This window comes from Ruegeria sp. HKCCA6837 (assembly GCF_013034475.1).
Lineage (GTDB): Bacteria > Pseudomonadota > Alphaproteobacteria > Rhodobacterales > Rhodobacteraceae > Ruegeria.
Window position 1 is genome coordinate 177,776 of sequence record NZ_WQGD01000007.1, and the last position, 20,119, is coordinate 197,894.

Sequence of the window (20,119 nt, forward strand, 5' to 3'; positions counted from 1 at the left end):
CTTCATATCTGACGTCACAAAGGTGATGGTTCTGCTATTCAACGTGCAAACAGCTTATGTCGCGTCTGTGGCGACTTCGATTGGAAGTTGTGTTTTTGCGACGCGTTTGGTCAGTGTATACATGTGGCGCAATTGCTCGATAAATGTCATTAGCAATCGAACGCGCTCTAAATATCGGGGTTCGTCGATGTTCAGTCGCTTTGCGTGTCTTTCGAACAACTGGTCGGAAAGAGTTCGAATATCGTCTTTGAGCAATAGTACTTCTTGAGCGGAACGTTCGTCTTTGTTGCCAACAGCGCGAACTGCGAGCTCTAAGCTCTCTCTTACACATTTCCAAAGACCCTGCACCATATCTCTGGTTGTTTCGCTACTTTCGGCATAGTCGCCATCGATGAAGTTCTTGATCAACTCCACCATGTCCGTTTCGACGATGTCAGCTGTACTCTCAATATTCATAATCGCTGCGACAAGTTTGTGATGTGTTTCGCTTTCACTTTCCGTGAGTGAACTTTGCAGAAGGCGACCGAGATATTTCATGATTTCCGAAGTTAGAATATCCACTTCATCGTCTCGTCTTGCGACCGCGTCTAACGCATCTCTATCGTGATGTTCAGCTCCCTCACCCAAGGTGTCCATCATTTCCAAGGCGATGTGCCCAACCCGCTCAATCTCTCTTCTTGCGTTTTCAAGAGCAATCGTTGGCGCTTCCAGAGCTCCATCATCAAGGAACTCGGGTTGGATGATTTTTTCTTTTGGCTCAGGCCGTTCTGGGACCAGTCTTTCCGCGAGACGTGCGAAGGCCGTTGCGAAACCTATAAAAATTATAGTGTTGAGGACATTGAAAATGGTGTTGGCATTTGCGATCTGCCGAGGAACCTCTGCTGCAAGTTTGTCTTTTCCAATTAGACTGTCCGCGGCGGCGGGCGAAACATTTACGGCTATGTCAGCAAGTATTCCTAGAAACGGAAGCCAAATTAGAACACCGGCAATATTGAACAAGACATGGACAACGGACGCGCGAACGGCTTCGACTGGCTTACCAAGTGCCGCAAGCAAAGCGGTGACACAGGTCCCGATATTTGCACCCAAAGCCAAGACTATCCCAGCCTGAAGAGACAGCAATCCTTCGCTTGCCATCGCGATGGCGATACCAACAGTGGCAGCGGAGGATTGAACCAACCCAGTGAATAGAGCGCCCGCCAAAATACCAAATAGTGGCTGTTCCATGCTAGCGAGGATTTCCAGAAAGGGTTCGTAGCTGCGCAAAGGCTTCATGCCATCACTCATCAGACCCATTCCGTAGAAAACCAATCCGAGGCCCATTATCATCATACCTATGTACTTGGGGCGCTCGTTCTTGCTCCCAAACGTCATAAAAAAGCCAAGAGCAACTGCAATCAGAGAATACGCAGAAAGGTCAAATGCAAGTAACTGCGCAGTGACAGTGCTGCCAATATTTGCTCCCATGATAACGCCGACGGATTGCGCCAACGTCATGACGCCGGCTGTAACGAAGCCCACAACAAGTACTGTTGTAACAGAAGAGGAATTAAGAATACCGGTGACAAAAGCACCAGTCGCAGCGCCCATGAATCGGTTCACAGTAAGCTTTTGAAGGACATCTCTGAGAGTGTTTCCAGCAGCCTTCTTCAGACCCTCAGATAAAAGGTCTAACCCTGCCAAAAATAGCGCCAAGCCGCCAAAGAGCCCCATGCCCAGTTGGAGCCAATCTAATCGTTGCTCCGCTAATTCCGCGGATTGAGCAAAGGCTGCGTTGAAGCTCAAGAAGGCAAAAAAAACAAAAAAGTATGGCAGCAAACGAGTTGTCTTATTCGACATTGAGAAGGCTCCCGCTGCAACTGAAAATCATAGGCACAGATTAACTAAGTTGTTCCAATGCCGGTTGTTGTATTCAAATATACATCTAGTTTGCGGGAGCGGACAACAGCCGGGTTCTTGTGTTTTTAGCTGGTCATTTCAAATTTACTCAAAGCAGTGATCGAAAAAATCGTCGATTTCACCTGAAAGCAATATCTCGGCTTCTTCCTCGGTGTATGATGCTGGTATTTTCCCAGTGGTTTTGAAGCCAACATATTTTTGCGCATAAACAAGGACTATCCCTTGTGCTAACTCATGGAATATTTGGCTTTCGTTTTTGTCTACTTCGACACCTTGTTTCATGATTTCAAATACACAGTTTTCAATGTCGTTTAGGACTGTCTCTTCACCAAGAAAAACGTAAGAATATGTGTTTCCTTCTGCGGTTGCGCAATTACCAGTAAAGGCGAGTAAGACGATACCAATGGCGTATTTATTGAGTTTTTTCAAGTTGATAACCCCTCTGAGTTTAATTGCTTGGTACCCGGTTCGCATGTTTTTTCGAAACCAAACATAGCAGTAGGATCGTTTCATTGCACATCTCATTTTAAAGTGGAAAGAATACATCCTCTTTGGCATTGCGCTTGAACGGATAGCACTAACCGGTACGAGCCTTTTGCGGGCGTTCAGTTGACCCCCAGGTGAACTAGACCGGCTCACCCGCATTTTAGGAAGACCAATCTGCGAACACCGTTTTAATTTCATATTCAACTTTTGTTGTCCTGTTGCACCGCTGTTTAAAAGTACTCTAACGTTTGACCATATCTTCTGGGTGCACGTGTTCGGCTTGTTTCTTGATTGATTTGTTGTGCTGCGAAGTTAGGAGAAAGCTCATGGCAGAACCAATAGTGGTGGATAGTTTTATTGCTGTGACGCTGGGCATCGTCGTGTACTTTCTAGGTTCAAGGCTGACAGAGCGCTTTGAGTTGCTGCGCAAGTACTCGATCCCAGAACCGGTTTCGGGGGGCTTGCTGGCGGCACTTGTAACGTTAGGCGTTGTGACTATGACAGGGCGTGAAGTGATCTATGATCTGGCCTCGCGTGACTCATTATTGATCTATTTCTTTACCACCATTGGGCTGAACGCTAGGTTTTCGGACCTAGTTAAAGGAGGACCTCTACTGGGCGTTATGCTTGTCCTTACAATTGGGTACATGTTTGTCCAGAACGGAATAGGCGTTCTTGGTGCTTCGCTGTTCGGGTTGCCCTCTCAAGCTGGTGTGATGATGGGGACAACGTCTCTGATTGGTGGTCACGGAACAGCGATAGCGTGGGGCCCAGTGGTGGAAGAACAATACGCTGTGGCGGGCGCGGCGGAACTCGGAATAGCTGCGGCCACAATCGGATTGATCATGGCGAGCCTAATTGGAGGACCAATCGCCAGCTACTTAATTGCGCGCGACCGGCTCGAACCAAGCGCGAAAGAGAAAACGGCGATTTCCAGTGCCAAGGAAAAGGCTTTTGAGGTGACAGCTCCTACCGATCTAAACGGTGGCCCGACGAATCCTGGAATGATGAGAGCTATTCTTTGGACACATGTAGCGATTGTGATTGGTTACATAGCAGATGAATCGCTGGAATTAACCGGAGCAAACTTACCGCTCTTTGTGCCATGCCTTCTTTCTGGCATTTTACTTGCAAACCTGACGCCCAGAGTTTTTCCAAAGATCAAGACGCCAACGGGGACCGCCTCCTTACAACTATTGCAAGACTTCTCGCTAGCGGTGTTTCTTTCAATGTCTCTAATGAGTATGCAACTTTGGACTTTGGCGGGTTCCGCTGGTGTTTTAGCCATCACTATGACGCTTCAAGCTGCGGCTGCGGCTGCTTTCATCATATTCGTTGTCTATCGAACCATGGGGCGAAACTATTTTGCTGGCGTCATGTCAGCGGGTTTCGCAGGTTTCGCTCTTGGAGCTACCCCAACGGCCATCGCAAACATGACGGCTGTTACGCATAAGTATGGCCCATCTCCGCTTGCCTTCATTGTGCTGCCGCTAGTTTCGGCTTTCTTTGTAGATATTGCTAATGCTTTTATTATCCAATTGTTCGTCTCGAACCTACCATAGGGGGTGGTTTCATGAAATTTGGTGGCCTGTAAATGACTGTTGCAGCCAAAGTGATAGCGTAGCAGAACGTCGTCGGACACCGGTCGTATCGCTTTAAGCCGCCTCCCCGGTTTTAAGCCTGCCAAATATGATCTTGATAGGGCTCCTGCGATTGTAGCAACGCTTTTCGTATTTTGCGGACTTCTTGCATTGCTATTGTCTTGGGTTAAAGACACGTATCACTTTGCCTCTCAGTCCGCCTTACGGCCCTTGTCAAAACCCAATTCAACTGAAAAGCTCACTTCATTATTTGTGCATTTCATGCCGGCGTGGACCGGTTAAATAGCGAAGTGAGTTGTGCTTGGTATGTTCTAGATGTCAAATGCTCTTACAGAGCTCGTTCCATATCCCGACAAACGATGCCAACGGTTTGAAGAAACGTGAACTCCCTTCGAACCAGTATCATTCACTGGAGTTAAAAGCGTCAGTCGACGCCGCTTCTTGTTGGGTTCATGGCAAAAATTAAGTGCCAGCCGACAAGACGAAAAGGGCAGTCAAAAGAAAGCAATTCGGTGGGCCAGCTCAGAGAGTATTGTCCACATCAGAGAGGGCTTTAAAACAATTTTTCTTTGGGCCCATTGTATCAATGAAACCTGGTCTCTCCCGCGCTTTCAGAAACCGTAGTTCCTTTTTCACCGCGAACTGCTGCGGGAACATCGGCTAGGGCGCAAATGATCGCTCGGCCGCCCGTTGATCGCGCAAAATCTTGCGCGGCTTGAACCTTTGGCCCCATCGATCCTGCAGGAAAATCATATTCATCCAACGCATCCGGAGTGATCGATCGAATACCCTTTTGTTCAGGCGTTCCCCAGTTAAGGAACACGGCCTCTGCATCCGTAGCAATAACAAAGAAATCCGCGCCAAGGTTCTGCGCCAGAAGACAAGAGGCAAAGTCCTTGTCGATGACAGCCTCGACACCGACCAGTTTCCGTTCAGCTCCTGCCTCGTACATTGTCGGAATACCACCGCCGCCGGCAGCGATCACTGTCGCGCCTTTTTCCAACATCCAACGGATTGGTTCGACCTGAAAGATACGTTTCGGGCGGGGCGATGGCACAACGCGTCGCCAGTACTCGCCATCCGGTTTCACCGTCCAGCCCTTGTCAGCCGCCTCTTTCTTGGCGTCCGCTTCGGAGTAAACCTGCCCGATGAACTTGGTCGGGTTGTCGAAGGCTGGGTCGCTGGGGTCGACCTCGATCATGGTCAACAGGGTGGTGATGTGATGCTCGAAGGGCAGGATATTCCCAAGCTCCTGCTCGATCATGTAGCCGATCATGCCCATCGTTTCGCCGACGAGGACGTCCAGCGGGTACTCCTCGACATCCGTATACGTAATCTCTTGCAGGGCTAGCATCCCGACCTGCGGACCATTGCCATGAGTGATGACGGTTTCGTGCGCTTCGCAGAGCGGGGCGAGGGCTTTGGCGGCAATCTTCGCATTCCTGCGTTGATTGTCCGCCGTCATAGCCTCACCCCGTTTGAGAAGCGCGTTGCCGCCAAGTGCTACAACAACGCGTCCCATGATCAGGCTCCCAATGTCGCGACGAGGATCGCCTTGATGGTGTGCATCCGGTTTTCGGCTTGCTCGAATGCGATGTTCATATCGCTTTCGAAAACATCCTCGGTTACTTCCATCTCGGTGATGCCGAATTGTTCGTAAATGTCCTGTCCAACCTTGGTTTCCAGATTGTGGAAGGCAGGCAGGCAGTGCATGAACTTGACGCCCGGATTTCCGGTTTTCTTCATCAGATCCATGTTGACCTGATAAGGACTCAGCAGCTTGATCCGCTCGGCCCAGACCTCTTTCGGTTCACCCATGGACACCCAGACATCGGTGTGGATGAAGTCCGCGCCTTCCACGGCCGAGGTGTCATGCGTGATCGTCAACCGCGCACCCGATTTTGCGGCGCGTTCCCTAGCCAGTTCACGCACATCGTCATGGGGTTGCGTTTCTTTCGGAGAAATCATCCGCACATCGCAACCCATGATCGCGCCTAACATCAGAAGCGAGTTGCCCATGTTCGACCGACAGTCGCCCGAATAGGCATAGACGATGTCCTTGCGGGGTTTGTCGGCGTGTTCGATCATGGTCTGCATGTCCGCGAGCATCTGGGTCGGATGCCAGTCGTCGGTCAGGCCGTTGTATACCGGGACACCGGCATAATCTGACAGAGTCTCAACCATGTCCTGGCCCGCACCACGAAATTCTATCCCGTCGAACATGCGTCCCAATACGCGAGCCGTGTCCTTCATCGATTCCTTATGCCCGATCTGCGAGCCCGATGGATCGAGATAGGTGATGTTGGCACCCTGATCATAGGCGGCCACTTCAAAGGCGCACCGGGTACGGGTCGACGTTTTTTCGAAGATCAAACAGATGTTCTTGCCGGTCAGCGACGGCTGTTCGGCGCGGGCGTATTTCGCGCGTTTAAGGTCACGGGCCAGATCCAGCAAGTACAACATTTCACGCTGGCTGAAATCGGCGATTTTCAGATAGCTACGGCCTTTTAGATTGAATGCCATTTTGTCTCTCCCTAACAAAAATCAAAGGGCGCAGGCGGCTGCACCCATAGTAAATTCAATAGGCGGGGTCGCGGTCGATCGGGCAGGTCATACAATGGCCGCCACCACGACCGCGTCCCAGTTCCTGACCTGAGATTTCGATCACTTCGACGCCAGCTGCGCGCATCTTTCCGTTCGTGAACGTATTACGCGCATAGCCGACGACAACACCCGGCGAGAGGGCCACAACGTTGTTGCCATCATCCCATTGTTCGCGCTCGGCCTGGAACTCGTTGCCACCGGTCGAGATGACTTCAAGTGAGTTCAGCCCCAGGGCTTCCTTGTAAACGTCGAACAGGTGACCTTCTTCGACCCTTGCATCAAACAGTTTCTTGTCGTCCGGGCGCAGCGATATGCAAGTGATCTGATCCGCTACTTCCGTGAATGCAGTCACTTTGTCGTGGTCAAGACAAGTGAAGACGGTATCCAGATGCATGGCCGCGCGGCTTTTTGGCATCGCGCAGGCGACTACTCTCTCTGCCCCGCCTTTCTCGAATAGTGCCTGCGCGAGAAGGGTAACGGCTTGACTCGTCGTTCGTTCACCCATTCCGATAAACACAGTTCCTTTACCTACAGGCTGCACGTCACCGCCTTCGACTGAGGCATTGGCAAAATCCTCATCGCTGTCGCCCCACCAGATATCAAACTCGGCTTCCTTAAACATCGGATGGAATTTATACACCGCACGCATCATTAAGGTCTCAGGTTTGCGAGCGGGCCAAAACATCGGGTTCGTTGTCACACCGTTGAATATCCAACACGAAGGATCGCGTTGGAAAAGGGCGTTAGGCACAGCGGGCAATACGAACTCACTCTGGGTGATCAAATCGTCGAATTTTGGGTCAATGGTTCCCTTGGGCAATTCCGCGAATATGATACCCCCAAGCATGTGGCGCGCGAGATCCGCGGCTTTCATCTCGTCCAACCAAGCCCTCATCTCAACAGACACGCCAAGGCCAACAATTTTTGGAATGATCAATCGATCAAGCATGAAAGATCTAGCGCTACTATCAGTAAGCACTTCAGCCAAAAGATCCTGAATGTCATAAACCTCGACCCCGCGTTCGCGCATGAGCGAGCAGAACTCGGCGTGGTCTTTGCGAGCTTGTTCGACCCAGATCACGTCATCGAACAAAAGCTCTTCGCAATTTCGCGGTGTCAGTCGGTCATGCGCCAGTGAAGGGCGCGAGACAATCACCTTGTTGAGCTTTCCGATCTCGGAATGAACGCCGAGCTTCATTGCAACTCTCCTTTCGAACTATCCGTTTTCTGAATGTCTTCAATTTCATTGGCCTGGCTCCAGCGGACCCAGACGTGGATGGGCACGCCCATAAGCAACAGGACGGAGCCAACCAAAACAGTTTCAGCGCCTGAGCCGATGAAGGCCCAGACCGAATAAACGAACCCAAGCGCGCCCAGCACGGCGACCTTCGCCAGTTCCGGGCCATGCAAGACCTGCCCGCCTTTCAGACGGATCAAAATCTCGGCCACAGAGCAGATGGCATAGGGCAACAGGCTGGCGACAACGGCGAGCAAAATGACAAAGTTGAATGCGGCGACCAGCCCTTGCGCATAGTTCATGATGATCAGAACCGAGGCTAGCGCGTTCGACAGGATTAACGCATTAGCAGGCGTTCCAAATTTGGATTTTTGGCCCAAGGCTGCAGGGAAGACGCGATCCAATGCGGCACCGTAAGGGACCTGGCCACTGAGCAGCGTAAAGCCATTCAAAGTGCCAAAGGTCGAAATCACCGCGCCCACCGCAACAAGGACGCCGCCAATGGAACCAAACATCACCTCACCGACGGCTGCCAGAGGCGCGGCGGAAACAGCGAGCAACTCGGCAGGAATGACGCCCATCGAAACGGCGGTCACTGAGATATAGACGCTTGCCGCAATAATCACGCCGATCACGGTGGCGCGTGGAATGGTCTTTTCCGGCTCGATAACATCGCCAGAGGGAACGGTCGCAGATTCAAGGCCCAGGTAGGCCCAAAGCGTCAGAGCTGCCGCGGCAGAAATCGCCGTAAACGCCGTGGTGCCACTTTGGTTTACCGGAACATAGTTCTCGGTGTTGATCCAGAAGATACCCAATGTGCCAATCAATATCAGCGGCGCGAGTTTGAGAACGGTGGTCACGATCTGAACCAAACCAGCGCCTTCGACCCCTCGGATGTTAACCAAGGTGAGCGTCCAGATTGCAACCAATGCGGTCGAGAGGCCGTACATCGGCACTTCGATGATAATCGGGAACAGGAATCCCAGATATCCCACCAACGCGACTGCGACTGCGGCGTTCCCGGTCCAAAGTGCGATCCAATACCCCCATGCAATAATGAAGCCTGCAAAGTCGCCGAATGCTTCTTGCGAATAGGCATAGGGGCCACCGGGTTTCGAAACGACGCGTGACAGCCTTCCGAATATGATCGCAAGAACAAGCGCCCCTGCCGAAGTCAGAATCCACCCACCAATTGCAATTGGCCCAAACGGTGCAAGTGACGCTGGTAGAAGGAACACTCCCGACCCGATCATGTTTCCTACAACCAAAGCGATACAGGCCGTCAGCCCTAGGGCACCCGATGTCGAAGTCGTCTCTGGAGCGGAGCGATCGGTCATTGCGACGGCTCAGTTCGATGTTGTGTCTGAAGTCTCGGTTGTGGACCCGTCGATCCCCGGATCGGTAATTGCCCCTACGGTAAGTGCCGCGCAGATGATCGCTGCAAGAATTACAAGCAGCGGGAACACAAAGCGTAGCCACCTGTCATAAGACACGCGGCCAATGGCTAGCCCCCCCATGACGACAGCAAATGTCGGGTTGAATAGGTTCACCCATCCGTTTGCCGATTGGTACGCTGTGACCACCAAATCGCGGCCTACACCGGCGAAATCTGCAAGTGGGGCCATGATCGGCATCGAAAGCGTGGCCAGCCCAGACGAGGACGGCACCAGGAATGACATCAAAACCTGAATGCCGAACATCGCGTTGATAAAAGCAAACTCGCTCAGCCCCGAAACAAACCCCTCGGCTCCGGCTAATATTGTGTCGGTGATTTTGCCCGCGTCCATAATGACGACAACACCGCGCGCGACGCCAATGATCAGGGCAACGCCCAGCAAATCGCGCGCGCCATCAACGAAGGTTTCCACAAAGGTCCCTTCGTCCATTCTGGACCCTTCATCCGTTTTTCCGACCCACCAGACGATAATAGACATAACAAGGAACAGGCCAGACATCTCGGCCATCCACCACCCCAATACCACGACACCATAGATCATTATTGCAAACGTAACTCCAAACAGGAGCAGGATGACGGAACGGGTTCGTGTCAACTCTGGCAAAGCATCATCGCCGGCGGACCCCTTAAGAAAATGCTTTCTGTTTTCCTCGGCTTGATCCGCAACCACAGATGCAGAGGGGTCGGCTTTTACTCGCTTTGCGTATCTCATGACAAAAGCGATACCAGCTGCCAAGCAGAGTATGAGGATAATGAACCTCAAAACGATGCCATTGGTAAACGGAATACCAGCGCCTTGCGAGGCGACGACTGTCGCAAATGCGTTGAAGGTAGAGCCAAGAGTACCTATTCCAGCTCCTAGCAGGATCACTGCGACACCGGTGAGTGAATCATATCCCGCACGTATAAAGACCGGAATAATAAGAGCATAAAATGCCAATGTTTCCTCAGCCATGCCATAGCTGGTGCCGCCAAATGCAAAAGCAATCATCAGAATTGGAATCATTAAAATCTCGCGGCCTTCAAGCCTGAGCAGCAACCACCCAATGCCAGCGTCGATGGCACCAGTCTTGGTCACGACCATCAGGAAGCCGCCAATAACCAAAACGAAGAGAGCGACATCAATTGCTGCACTTGAAGAGCTTCCGAGAAGCCCAGGGTCGTACATCCCCGCAATTGGTGCGAGAATTACCGAAGTCAGTCCTTGGGGGTTAGACTCGACTTCGTGATAAGTGCCCGGAACAGGAGCTTCGCTGCCCAGAGCTTCGTTCATCTGACGTTCGTATTCGCCCGCAGGAATGACCCAAGTTAGAACCGCTACAATAGCGATAAGAGCAAACAGGATTGTAAATGCAGTAGGAAACTTGAATTTGGACATAGTAGACTCTCGCGTTGGTAGCAGAGCGACATAAAAAAACGAGCATGTATTTAGATTCGTTTCAAATTTTGGCGAGCCAAAATGGCTCAACGTAAAGTGAAAAATCGAGGGTAGGAAGTAGACTATCGATGATTCGCGTTACGTGTACGCGAAAATTTGCACCCACGTCGTAACGAAAAGGGGCTTCTATGCAGCATGCTTCCCATGCCACGGACGACCGAGCCGCACTTCCGACAGCACCTTGGGCAATCGAGAGAACTGCTTTGACCGAGACACTAGCTGTAGATCCTAAACACGGCTTGAGCTCGGAAACCGCAAAGGAACGCCTCTCCCGATACGGATTGAACCGTCTATCAGAAACCGAGGCTGACCCGGCGTGGAAAATGCTGCTCGTTCAATTTAAGAGCCCGCTTCTAATAATCCTTATGGTGGGAGCGGTTATTTCGGCTTTCACTGGACATTGGATCGACGCCGTGGCGATTTTTGTGATCGCAATCTTCAATGCCTTCATCTCGTTTTGGCAAGAGTTCAAGGCAGAACAATCACTCGCCGCACTTCGCGAGATGTCGGCCCCTCAGGCTTTGGTAAGAAGAGATGGTGACCAGGTACAAATCGCTGCTTCTGATCTGGTTCCCGGCGACATATTGATAGTTAAAACAGGTGATATCCTCGCCGCTGACATTCGCTTTCTTCAAGCCAGCAGAATGCAGGCCGACGAAGCTGCACTGACCGGAGAGTCCGAACCTGTGGACAAACATGATCGCAAGATCAACGATCGGGAGGTCGTTCTTGCCGATCGCCTCAACATGGGCTTCATGAGTACCCTTGTCACAGGTGGAACCGGCGAAGGCGTCGTAGTTGGAACTGGTATGAGAACCGAGGTTGGCCATATCGCGGATCTGATGTCAGCAGCTAAGGAACCAAAGACGCCGCTGCAGCTCAAAATCGAAGCGCTTTCGAAGGTACTTATTATCGCGGCGCTTATCGTCGTGGCTATCGTCATTGGCATCGGCGTTATCAACGGCATGGACCTCGCTGAAATGCTAAATACAGCAATTTCTCTGTCAGTAGCTGCCATTCCAGAGGGCCTACCAACTGTCGTCACAATACTTTTGACGCTCGGATCTCAGAACATGGCTTCGAATAACGCTCTGGCGCGAAAACTGTCTTCGGTGGAAACGTTAGGCGCCACGTCTGTTATCTGCTCGGACAAGACTGGAACTCTTACACAAAACCAAATGCAGGTGATGCGCATTTGGGCTGGGGGCGAAACCTGGGACGTTAGTGGCGCTGGCTTTGACCCGTCAGGGGAATTTCTGGACTCGAAAAACGAAGCCACAAAGGTCGAAGAGGGGACACCGTTATGGCCTGTGCTGATGATCTCTGCTTTTTGCAATGATGCCCGGCTGATTGGTGAAGGCGCTGACACCTCAGTGCAAGGTAACCCGACTGAAGGTGCGCTTCTGGTCGCTGCGGCAAAGGCTGGAATTGATGTCGAAGAATTGAGGGCTCGTCGGAGTGAGGCTCTTCAATCTTTCCCCTTTGATTCAACACGAAAAATGATGTCCGTCTTTGCACAGCTCCCCGACGGGCGGACTGTTTTGGTTGCAAAAGGAGCGCCTGACGTAATTTTGTCGCGAGCGGTTAAGGTCCGCATTGGCGAGGAGGAGTGCCAAATAACGCCAGAACTACGAGCTGACATAGAAAATGTCATTGACAGCTTTGGCGAGCGGGCTCTCAGAACTTTGGCGGTAGCGTATCGCGAAGTTTCTCCAGACGAACTGGATCACAACAACCCAGAACAGGAAATCGTGCTCGCTGGTATCCATGGTATTATGGATCCCCCCCGACAAGAAGTCCCGCATGCCGTAGCAGAAGCCACTAGTGCCGGAATCCGTACGGTTATGATTACTGGGGATCACGCGGTCACCGCCAAGGCTATAGCCGAGCAAATCGGCGTACTGTCGGGTTCACAGCAAGCAGTATTCACGGGTGCCGAGCTCGACCAAATGAAAGATGAAGATCTAAATAGCGCTGTGAAGAACGCAGCTGTATTTGCACGCGTGACGCCCGAGCACAAACTTCGCATCGTTAAAGCACTTCAGACCAATGGTGAAGTGGCCGCGATGACAGGAGATGGCGTGAACGATGCGCCTGCGCTTCGCGCGGCTGACATAGGTGTCGCCATGGGGATTACCGGGACACAGGTTGCCAAGGACAGCGCCGCGTTGATTCTTCTGGATGATAACTTCACGACTATTGTCACGGCGGTTCGTGAGGGCCGGAGAATCTTTGACAATCTACTGAAATTCGTCCGGCAAGCTCTGACTGCCAACGTTGCGGAAGTTACAACCATTCTTTTCGCTTTTCTGCTGATGGGAGCAGATCCCCTCCTTCCCATCACACCGCTTATGATCCTCTGGGTGAACTTAGTTTCAGATGGCTTACCAGCACTGGCGCTGGGATTTGAAAAAAGCGAGCCTGATCTAATGAGACGTCCGCCACGCCCGCGCGACGAGGACATGTTTGGCGGTGGAATGAAAGAGCGGATTCTGATCAGGGGCAGCGCATTGGGTCTTCTGACCTACTACGTGTTTCAAGAGTTTCTCGAACGCGGCGCCTCTCTGGAGCACGCACAAACAGCTGCCTTCATGACTCTCATATTTGCGCAAATCTGGCATGTATTTGACGCGCGAACTACAACGACACTTTACCGCAAGTCGCCGCTTGGCAACACAATGCTCCTAGGCGCAGTCGGCATTTCAATCGTTTTATCGTTGTTGGCAATTTACTCTGCTCCGGGCCATTTCGTTCTGGGCACGGTTCCATTGCCTCTTTCACATCTGTTGGGAACGTTCTTTGTCGCGGCGCTTCCAACACTCGTGCTTTCCGGTCTGAAAGAGATGTTCAATCTTAAATTCGTTTGAGTGGAAAGAGTGTGGGTTTAAATTGTTAACCCTAATATGGTGGTCACTTGTTTTGTTTGGAAAGGAGGATCTTGCTAAGTTTGTCGACGGAGTGATCTAACCTCTTTGGCCTCTCGGAGTGGTTTGCGACGCGTCTTTAAGCGAACTCAAGAATAGTCATCGGCTTCTGTCGATTGGCAAGTAGCGTAATAAACAATTCGTGGTTTCTTTTGTGGTTGACCATGAGTATTTCGGAATTTCTTTCGACGGGGCTAGCGAGCCAGTCCTTCAGGACAAAAGACATCTGGCGTTAGAGTGAAGCCAAAAATCGTCGAGGTAAGCTCGGCTGAAATGAAGCACTGATGGTACAAGATATTTCCTTTGGGGAGCAAGCGATGGTGGCGCAGAGAACGCCCGTTTGGATTCTTGACTTAGCAAAGAGGGGGAGGTGATAAATGGAACACAAGGATCCATTTATAGAGAAACTTCAGGTCATAATTCGGTTTGCCGTCCGTATTCTGGCCGTTATGATGGTTCTGGTTATACTACTTGGCGTCTTGGATGTGGCCTGGACCCTATATCAAAAACTAATCAATCAACCTGTATTCATACTAACAATCTCTGAAATATTAGCTACTTTTGGCGCCTTCATGGCGGTGCTAATTGCCATCGAAATATTCGTAAACATCACAATCTATCTTCGCGACGATGTAATCCATGTTAAGATAGTGGTTGCGACGGCGCTCATGGCCGTCGCACGAAAGGTCATTATACTCGATACAGAAAAAACCAGTGGACTGGATTTGGTCGGCCTGGCACTTCTAGTGGTTGCTTGTTCACTCGCCTATTGGCTGGTTCACGATATGCCGTCCTTTAGTGTTCGGTTTGGGCGAACGAAAAGCGCCGAACAATCCAAGGAAGAATAGTAGTGCCAATTCTTTTTGTCCTCAGGGAACAATGCACTCAAGACACTTATTTGTATGGCGATGAGTGGGTGAACTTCTATTGCAACATTTTGACTAATTGAGAGCATGAAAGTACGTCTCCATATCGGCGTTGCGACTTTATTCACGTTCCTCACGTTAGCCGTAACAACAATGCTTGTTGCCATTCTTTATTTTGGCAACAAGGAACTGGCCATTCGTACCGTTAAAGAGAGGATGGTCGAGGCCAGAAGTCAGTCAGTCGATGAGATGCTAACCGTAGTACGTGGAGCGGGAAGTGTCGTGTCTTCCGCGTCCGTCTTTCTTTCAAATTTTTCGGAGTATGCTGGCTCACGTGCAGGTTTGGACGTGCTCTATTCGCAGATTCAAGGCAATGAGCACTACTATGGCTTGTATTTTGGAGAAGAGAAATCCGGAGACTTTTATCAGAATATAAACCTTCCAAAACACTGGAAAACTTTTGGACCAAGCGCGCTGCCAGTGCCGGAAGGAGTAGATCGCGTCCAACGGATAATTTCCGAACAATCTGGTGAGCGCGTAGAAGCTTACTTTTGGTCGAATGGCAGTTCGTTAGCCACCCCATTTCTTAGTGGAACCACTGTCTATGATCCTCGAACGCGCCCTTGGTATCGCGGGGCGTTCGAGCAAAGCGGCGTTTACGTTTCGCCGCTTTATCAGTTTGAGAGCACAGGGCGTCTGGGCGCAACGTTCTCAAAAACCGTAGTCGACAACGACGGAAATATGCTTGGCGTCGTTGCGCTCGACATAACAATATCGGCACTTTCGCAAATCCTAGATGATATCAGGATCGGCGATCATGGTTTGGTTTTCATGCTGGATCGCGAAGGTCGCCTACTTTCGTACACCAGCACGCGGTCCGAAGGTGGAGAGCCGCGCTTCGTAAGTTCCAATACGAACGGGTCAATTGAAGGTAGTAGCAAAATTATTGACAGTGTCATTGAAAGATGGCGAACCAGTCAGCAGGATTTTTTCCGCATAGCTCCAGCATCCGATGAAAGAAACTATATCGCATCTGTGATGCCAATTCCTGAAGTCTTCGGTGCCCAACCTACTCTCGGGCTAATAGTGCCGGAAGATGAGTTTATCGGAGAAATAAAAAGAAACACGACTCGCGCCATGCAAATAGGTGTACTTGCTTTGGTTCTGGCTGTCTCATTTACCTTTGTAGTCGCCCGTCTTTTGAGCAAAAATCTTGTTCGCGTGGCAACGGAAGCGAGAAAAGTCAGTAACTTTGAGCTAAGTGAGAACTTGAACCTGAAATCAAATATTCAGGAAGTCGCCGAACTCGGAGCAGCCATTGCAAGTATGAAAGCTGGATTGTCGAGTTTCGGTGCGTTCGTACCAAAGGAGCTGGTGCGCTCTATCCTTTCAAAAGCAGAGAGAATTAGTGTTGGGGGAGAGTCGCGCGATGTAACCCTTATGTTTGCCGACCTCAAAGGGTTTACGCGCCAGACCGAGGGACTTGAACCCGAAGTTCTGATGTCTGCTTTGTCCGAGTATTTCGAAGCAATGGAAAAAGAGATATCCGGTAATCAGGGTACAGTGGATAAGTACATTGGAGATGCCATTATGGCTCTATGGAACGCTCCACTCGATGATTCTGATCACCCTGTTCATGCTTGTCGAGCAGCTTTGGCGTGTTTACTGGCTGAGGCGAAACTCAATTCTGACAATGGAGCGTTACCCTTACGTCCGTTGCACACACGTTTTGGCCTACACACCGGTCGCGTAGTGGTCGGTAATGTCGGGTCTCTCTCAAGATTGCAATACACTGCGCTTGGTGCTGCCGTTAATTTTGCTTCCAGACTAGAAGGGTTGAACAAAGTTTACGGTACAAGGATTCTTATATCGGAAGACGTGGCTGTTCATGTCAAGAACAGGTTTTTGCTGCGCGAAATTGACTTTGTCGTGCCTGCCGGGACTAGCTTTCCTAGTCGTATCATTGAACTAATCGCGGAAAAAGATGATGAGGGTGGTTTTCTGGTGAGCGCAGCCAAGAAACGCGAACTCGAAGAATGGCGCGCATGCTATGCCTTGTATCAGTCTGGAAAATGGGCTGATGCATTAGACGCCCTCCAGAGGCATCGAGAAATCGCAGCTAACAAGCGTCTTGTAGATGTCTTTATCGAACGTTGCAGCAGTTTTGCGTTTAAACCACCGGCCGCTTGGGATGGTGTTTACCGTTTCGAGAGGAAATGAATGAGAAGCGCAGCAAACCATCATTCCGATGGGCCTCAGGCCAATCATGCGCTTGCAATCAAATTGCCCCCGTCAAATCAGGCCAACCAAAAACGGGCATTGCTTCGGATAGCGGCGTATCTTCAGTCCGAGCCAGAAAACGGGCAACCTTAGTACCAAGTCTACCACAAGCATCGCCAGAAAGATCTAAATTCGAAGTGTTCCTCTCGTGGCGAGGATGGGAAAATCGCGGGTCATTTCACGAGAAGTCTTTAAGAGCTCTGTGCCAAAGGCTGCCGGGCTCCGGATGCTCGATATTTTCATTGGACTTTTTGTGGATATGCAAACCGATGTGGCAAGGATCATCGTAAAAGAATTGCCAGGGAACGTCGCGAAAAACGTCAAAATTCTTCGCGTCAGACCAATGATAGAAGGTCGCTGGTGGTTGTGCATGACCATAAAGGTCGTGTCTTTTCGCAAGCTGCCGGAAGGCCTCGTTGCCATAGATCGTAATCCCAAGGTCCGAAGCGGAATAGGATGTTCCGGTCAGGCGATACCACATTGGACGCAAAATGCGGCGTTTATATTCAAGCCAGTCTGGCACCAGACTATCCTGCTCAAGTAGACGCTCATATTCTCCAATAGTCGGGTTTCCGGGGGGAAGGTAGAAAACAGATGCGCCGATTCCGCCGGATACCTCTCGCACGAAATAGACGTCATCTGAAGGATATTCAAAGGGGCGAAACATCAACACATCACTATCAAGCCACAAACCTCCGCCAGCCCGTTGCAGAAAGACCCTGAAAAAATCACTGAATTGAACAGTTGGCAGCCAGGTAGCTTGATCTTTTTTCGCCACAGGCACCAGCCGCTGGACTAACGCCCGATCAAGTACTTCGTTGCCGTCCCTGATTTCGACGCCAGGCGGTGCATTCGGAATGTCCCCATGGGTGTATAAGGTGACAGGCATATCTGTGGCGAGCATTGAAGAAATACAAACCCGGTCAACTAACCTCAAAGGGCCGTCGAACCACATTGTGGCCAGCTTGTTTGCCATTTTTCTCGTTTTTCTTAAGCCTGAAAAAGTAGCTTTCCAAAGGATAATCTACAAACGGACCTGGTGTCACTTTCTAACAGCTTTTTTGACGGGTTTTGTGTTAAGGGCTTGGTTTGCAAAGTGGTCGCAAATGCATGCATCAGCGAATGATCAGATTGTTGCCTTCAATGTTCAAATCTATGAAGCAGGCTCGCTGCCAGATTGATCGCTAAGCTCGTATCATACAAAAGACTGGTTTTTTTTAGGGCGTCGTTGTGCTCAAGGTCAAAATTGGTCGCTACATGGTGTATGGTCGCGGTAAGTACACTGCAAATGCAGGCGAGGCAGTTTCTTCACTGGGGGTACCATTCGGGGTATCGAGTAGTATTTGCTAATATTTTGTAATTTAAAAATATACACTTACTTTAACTTATGTATTCCGCCCCCGGCACCATCTCAATACTTTAACCTATTGACTTTAGTGTAAAAATACCAATATTTACTAAATTCATCCACCCTAATGACCACCATTTATGTGTAGATAGTTTGCCAACAATGGAGCGTTGCAACCCGAACTGCTTTGGGATGCATCTAAAAATTGGAGCCGCACCGTATCTTTTGGCCTCCTTGCGCAATTCGCAGTTCTAGCAGAGCGTTCACACTGTTTCGCGGCGTCTATTCTGTTCGCCAATACAAACGCCTTCGACAGCATAACATCAATAAATGCGACACACTCTCTCTTAGATCAGGACGCAATCTGTCCCAAAAATCTTGATGACGGACACTCAGACTTTATTCAGGCAAACTACTAAAGGTTGTCAATTCGCAAGAGGCGGCTTTGTCCGCACGGCGGCCCTTCTTCACAGCCAGTATCGAGCGATTTCAGCGAACTGCGCCTTTTGATGGGTCGCGCCATAGCGTCAATACCAATTGTGCAACGGCCTTTACGGGCCGTTGGCTCTTGGAGGCGAGAATAGCCGAATGAATTAAATTGCCAATGCAATGCAATGCAGTGCGTGCTCTGCGTTGGGGCCTCTCTATCTTTGCTACATCGTCCAGGCTATGGTTTCACTATTGGTATTATAGTTTCACCATTGGTATAAGGAGCACTTTCATGGCAAAGGCTTTTTCTGTTTTGACCTGGAACGTCGAGCATTTCGGGGCAACCGACAAAAAGAAGAAAACACCAAAGAAACCAATTCAACCAATCATCGATGAGATTGCGGCGGTCAATCCAGACATTGTGGCGATCATCGAGGTGCGCAGCAGCATCGTGGCCCAATACTTGATGAACTCGATGCCCAACCATTTCTTCTTCATCACCGAAGGTGAGCAGATGCAGGAGATTTTGGTCGGAATCCGGAAAACTCTTCCTGCGTTCGTTACACAGAAGAACGAGTTTCAGGCCGGGCAAACAAGCCTACGCCCCGGATTGCTGGTTACACCGACGATAGATGGCGAGGCCTATCCAATTCTCTTCCTCCATGTGAAGTCAATGCCCGATCCGCGTGGGTTTGGCGTTCGGAATTACATGATCGACAAGGCATTTGATTTCCGAAACGTCCTGAAGAAGGCGGCGGGTGGAAAGACCCCGAACTACATTTTTTTGGGGGATCTGAATACAATGGGCATGGAGTATTTTGGTTCAGACAAGGACATCAGCGGAGAGAGGGAGATAAAGGAGCTTGCCGCCGCTGCCAAGCGCAGGAACATGCAATTGCTGACAAAAAGCGAAGGCGCAACCTATTGGAGCGAGCGTTATGGTCCAAGTGATCTGGACCATGTCGTGGCGATGGATCATCTAAAATTCAAATCATTCCGCGGCGCAGATGTAAAGGTAAGCGGCTGGAATGACAAATCTAACAAGGCGCAGAGGAAGGCTTGGGTGAAGAAATTCTCGGATCACGCAATGCTATATCTGGAAGTTCAGAAGGTTTAACTCAAATTGGCACAGCTTGCCACGCTACCAGATCGGGCTAATCCATTACTACAGTCTGGTCTGGGTCTATTCTGTTCGTCTAAGCTTAGCTTTTTGTGCCTTGAGCGCCCCAATAAAACGACCTAACGGAGCCGTTTGATCTTGATGCACTGAGCTTGATAAAGTCATTCGACCATTTTGCTCAGATAGCGGCTTTGTCTCCCGATTGGAGAATTCACGCGCGCCAGATTTTTCTCTGGAGGTGAATGTCGGCAAATCGGGTTGTGGCCGCAACATCTAAACGTCTCGCTCAACGTCGGCTGACCGATCTATTCATCTTGCGTGTTGTCCATGCCTTTATCCGACCGGATAAAGGGTCTGAATTCTTTGTACAAGCGGTTGTCTAGCCCCCGTGTTCTGGGCCATTTCGGACTAGAGTTTCGGGGACTGGTGGG

13 protein-coding genes are annotated in these 20,119 nt (G+C 50.4%); 5 read left to right on the plus strand and 8 right to left on the minus strand.

The annotated features are described in order from the left end of the window. Positions 1-54 precede the first annotated feature (54 nt). Both GOV91_RS12365 and GOV91_RS12370 read right to left on the minus strand, forming a co-directional pair. On the minus strand, positions 55-1,839 hold the full coding sequence (locus GOV91_RS12365; RefSeq protein WP_171235731.1) for a Na/Pi cotransporter family protein: 1,785 nt from the start codon (positions 1,837-1,839) through the stop codon (positions 55-57). Positions 1,840-1,983: 144 nt separating this feature from the next. Beyond that, positions 1,984-2,412, minus strand: a complete 429-nt coding sequence (locus GOV91_RS12370) for a hypothetical protein (protein WP_171235732.1) — start codon at positions 2,410-2,412, stop codon at positions 1,984-1,986. Between the two features lie 299 nt (positions 2,413-2,711). On the opposite strand from GOV91_RS12370, the gene gltS reads away from it, so the two are divergent. Further along, the gene (gene gltS / locus GOV91_RS12375) at positions 2,712-3,947 is read left to right on the plus strand and encodes a sodium/glutamate symporter (RefSeq protein ID WP_171235733.1); all 1,236 of its coding nucleotides are present in this window, start codon (positions 2,712-2,714) and stop codon (positions 3,945-3,947) included. A gap of 622 nt (positions 3,948-4,569) precedes the next feature. On the opposite strand, the gene arcC is transcribed toward gltS, so the two are convergent. The 5 genes from arcC to GOV91_RS12400 are packed head-to-tail and all read right to left on the minus strand — an operon-like array spanning position 4,570 to position 10,661. Next, positions 4,570-5,508 (minus strand): carbamate kinase, encoded by a 939-nt coding sequence (arcC, locus tag GOV91_RS12380; RefSeq protein WP_171235734.1) that lies wholly within the window; start codon positions 5,506-5,508, stop codon positions 4,570-4,572. Between the two features lie 2 nt (positions 5,509-5,510). Continuing rightward, positions 5,511-6,509, minus strand: coding sequence for an ornithine carbamoyltransferase (gene argF, locus GOV91_RS12385; protein WP_171235735.1), 999 nt, complete (start codon positions 6,507-6,509; stop codon positions 5,511-5,513). A gap of 55 nt (positions 6,510-6,564) precedes the next feature. Then, complete coding sequence (locus GOV91_RS12390) at positions 6,565-7,788, minus strand: arginine deiminase (RefSeq protein WP_171230806.1); 1,224 nt, start codon at positions 7,786-7,788, stop codon at positions 6,565-6,567. Then, positions 7,785-9,164, minus strand: coding sequence for an amino acid permease (locus GOV91_RS12395; RefSeq protein ID WP_171235736.1), 1,380 nt, complete (start codon positions 9,162-9,164; stop codon positions 7,785-7,787). The genes GOV91_RS12390 and GOV91_RS12395 overlap by 4 nt, the downstream gene beginning before the upstream one ends. Positions 9,165-9,173: 9 nt before the next feature. Further along, entirely contained in the window at positions 9,174-10,661 is a 1,488-nt protein-coding gene (locus tag GOV91_RS12400; protein WP_171235737.1) for a YfcC family protein, read from the minus strand. Positions 10,662-10,924: 263 nt separating this feature from the next. On the opposite strand from GOV91_RS12400, the gene GOV91_RS12405 reads away from it, so the two are divergent. The 3 genes from GOV91_RS12405 (at position 10,925) to GOV91_RS12415 (ending at position 16,731) form a co-directional block, all read left to right on the plus strand. Next, a complete protein-coding gene (locus GOV91_RS12405) occupies positions 10,925-13,588 on the plus strand; it encodes a cation-translocating P-type ATPase (protein ID WP_245223188.1) in 2,664 nt (887 codons plus the stop codon). A 434-nt stretch (positions 13,589-14,022) separates the two neighbouring features. Then, positions 14,023-14,493: a phosphate-starvation-inducible PsiE family protein gene (locus tag GOV91_RS12410; protein ID WP_171230802.1), complete on the plus strand. Its 471-nt coding sequence runs from the start codon at positions 14,023-14,025 to the stop codon at positions 14,491-14,493. 105 nt (positions 14,494-14,598) lie between these two features. Continuing rightward, positions 14,599-16,731 carry an adenylate/guanylate cyclase domain-containing protein gene (locus tag GOV91_RS12415; protein ID WP_171235739.1) on the plus strand — a complete coding sequence of 711 codons (2,133 nt, stop codon included), beginning with the start codon at positions 14,599-14,601 and terminating at the stop codon, positions 16,729-16,731. 238 nt (positions 16,732-16,969) lie between these two features. On the opposite strand, the gene GOV91_RS12420 is transcribed toward GOV91_RS12415, so the two are convergent. Beyond that, positions 16,970-17,767, minus strand: a complete 798-nt coding sequence (locus GOV91_RS12420; protein WP_171235740.1) for a hypothetical protein — start codon at positions 17,765-17,767, stop codon at positions 16,970-16,972. 1,093 nt (positions 17,768-18,860) lie between these two features. On the opposite strand from GOV91_RS12420, the gene GOV91_RS12425 reads away from it, so the two are divergent. Next, positions 18,861-19,685, plus strand: a complete 825-nt coding sequence (locus tag GOV91_RS12425) for an endonuclease/exonuclease/phosphatase family protein (RefSeq protein ID WP_171235741.1) — start codon at positions 18,861-18,863, stop codon at positions 19,683-19,685. Positions 19,686-20,119 lie beyond the last annotated feature (434 nt).

Coding starts and splice junctions, on each gene's coding strand:
- argF (WP_171235735.1), bottom strand. CDS start 6,509: ATGGCATTCAATCTAAAAGGCCGTAGCTATCTGAAAATCGCCGATTTC.
- GOV91_RS12410 (WP_171230802.1), top strand. CDS start 14,023: ATGGAACACAAGGATCCATTTATAGAGAAACTTCAGGTCATAATTCGG.
- GOV91_RS12400 (WP_171235737.1), bottom strand. CDS start 10,661: ATGTCCAAATTCAAGTTTCCTACTGCATTTACAATCCTGTTTGCTCTT.
- GOV91_RS12425 (WP_171235741.1), top strand. CDS start 18,861: ATGGCAAAGGCTTTTTCTGTTTTGACCTGGAACGTCGAGCATTTCGGG.
- GOV91_RS12390 (WP_171230806.1), bottom strand. CDS start 7,788: ATGAAGCTCGGCGTTCATTCCGAGATCGGAAAGCTCAACAAGGTGATT.
- arcC (WP_171235734.1), bottom strand. CDS start 5,508: ATGGGACGCGTTGTTGTAGCACTTGGCGGCAACGCGCTTCTCAAACGG.
- GOV91_RS12365 (WP_171235731.1), bottom strand. CDS start 1,839: ATGTCGAATAAGACAACTCGTTTGCTGCCATACTTTTTTGTTTTTTTT.
- GOV91_RS12420 (WP_171235740.1), bottom strand. CDS start 17,767: ATGGCAAACAAGCTGGCCACAATGTGGTTCGACGGCCCTTTGAGGTTA.
- GOV91_RS12415 (WP_171235739.1), top strand. CDS start 14,599: ATGAAAGTACGTCTCCATATCGGCGTTGCGACTTTATTCACGTTCCTC.
- GOV91_RS12395 (WP_171235736.1), bottom strand. CDS start 9,164: ATGACCGATCGCTCCGCTCCAGAGACGACTTCGACATCGGGTGCCCTA.
- gltS (WP_171235733.1), top strand. CDS start 2,712: ATGGCAGAACCAATAGTGGTGGATAGTTTTATTGCTGTGACGCTGGGC.
- GOV91_RS12370 (WP_171235732.1), bottom strand. CDS start 2,412: ATGAAACGATCCTACTGCTATGTTTGGTTTCGAAAAAACATGCGAACC.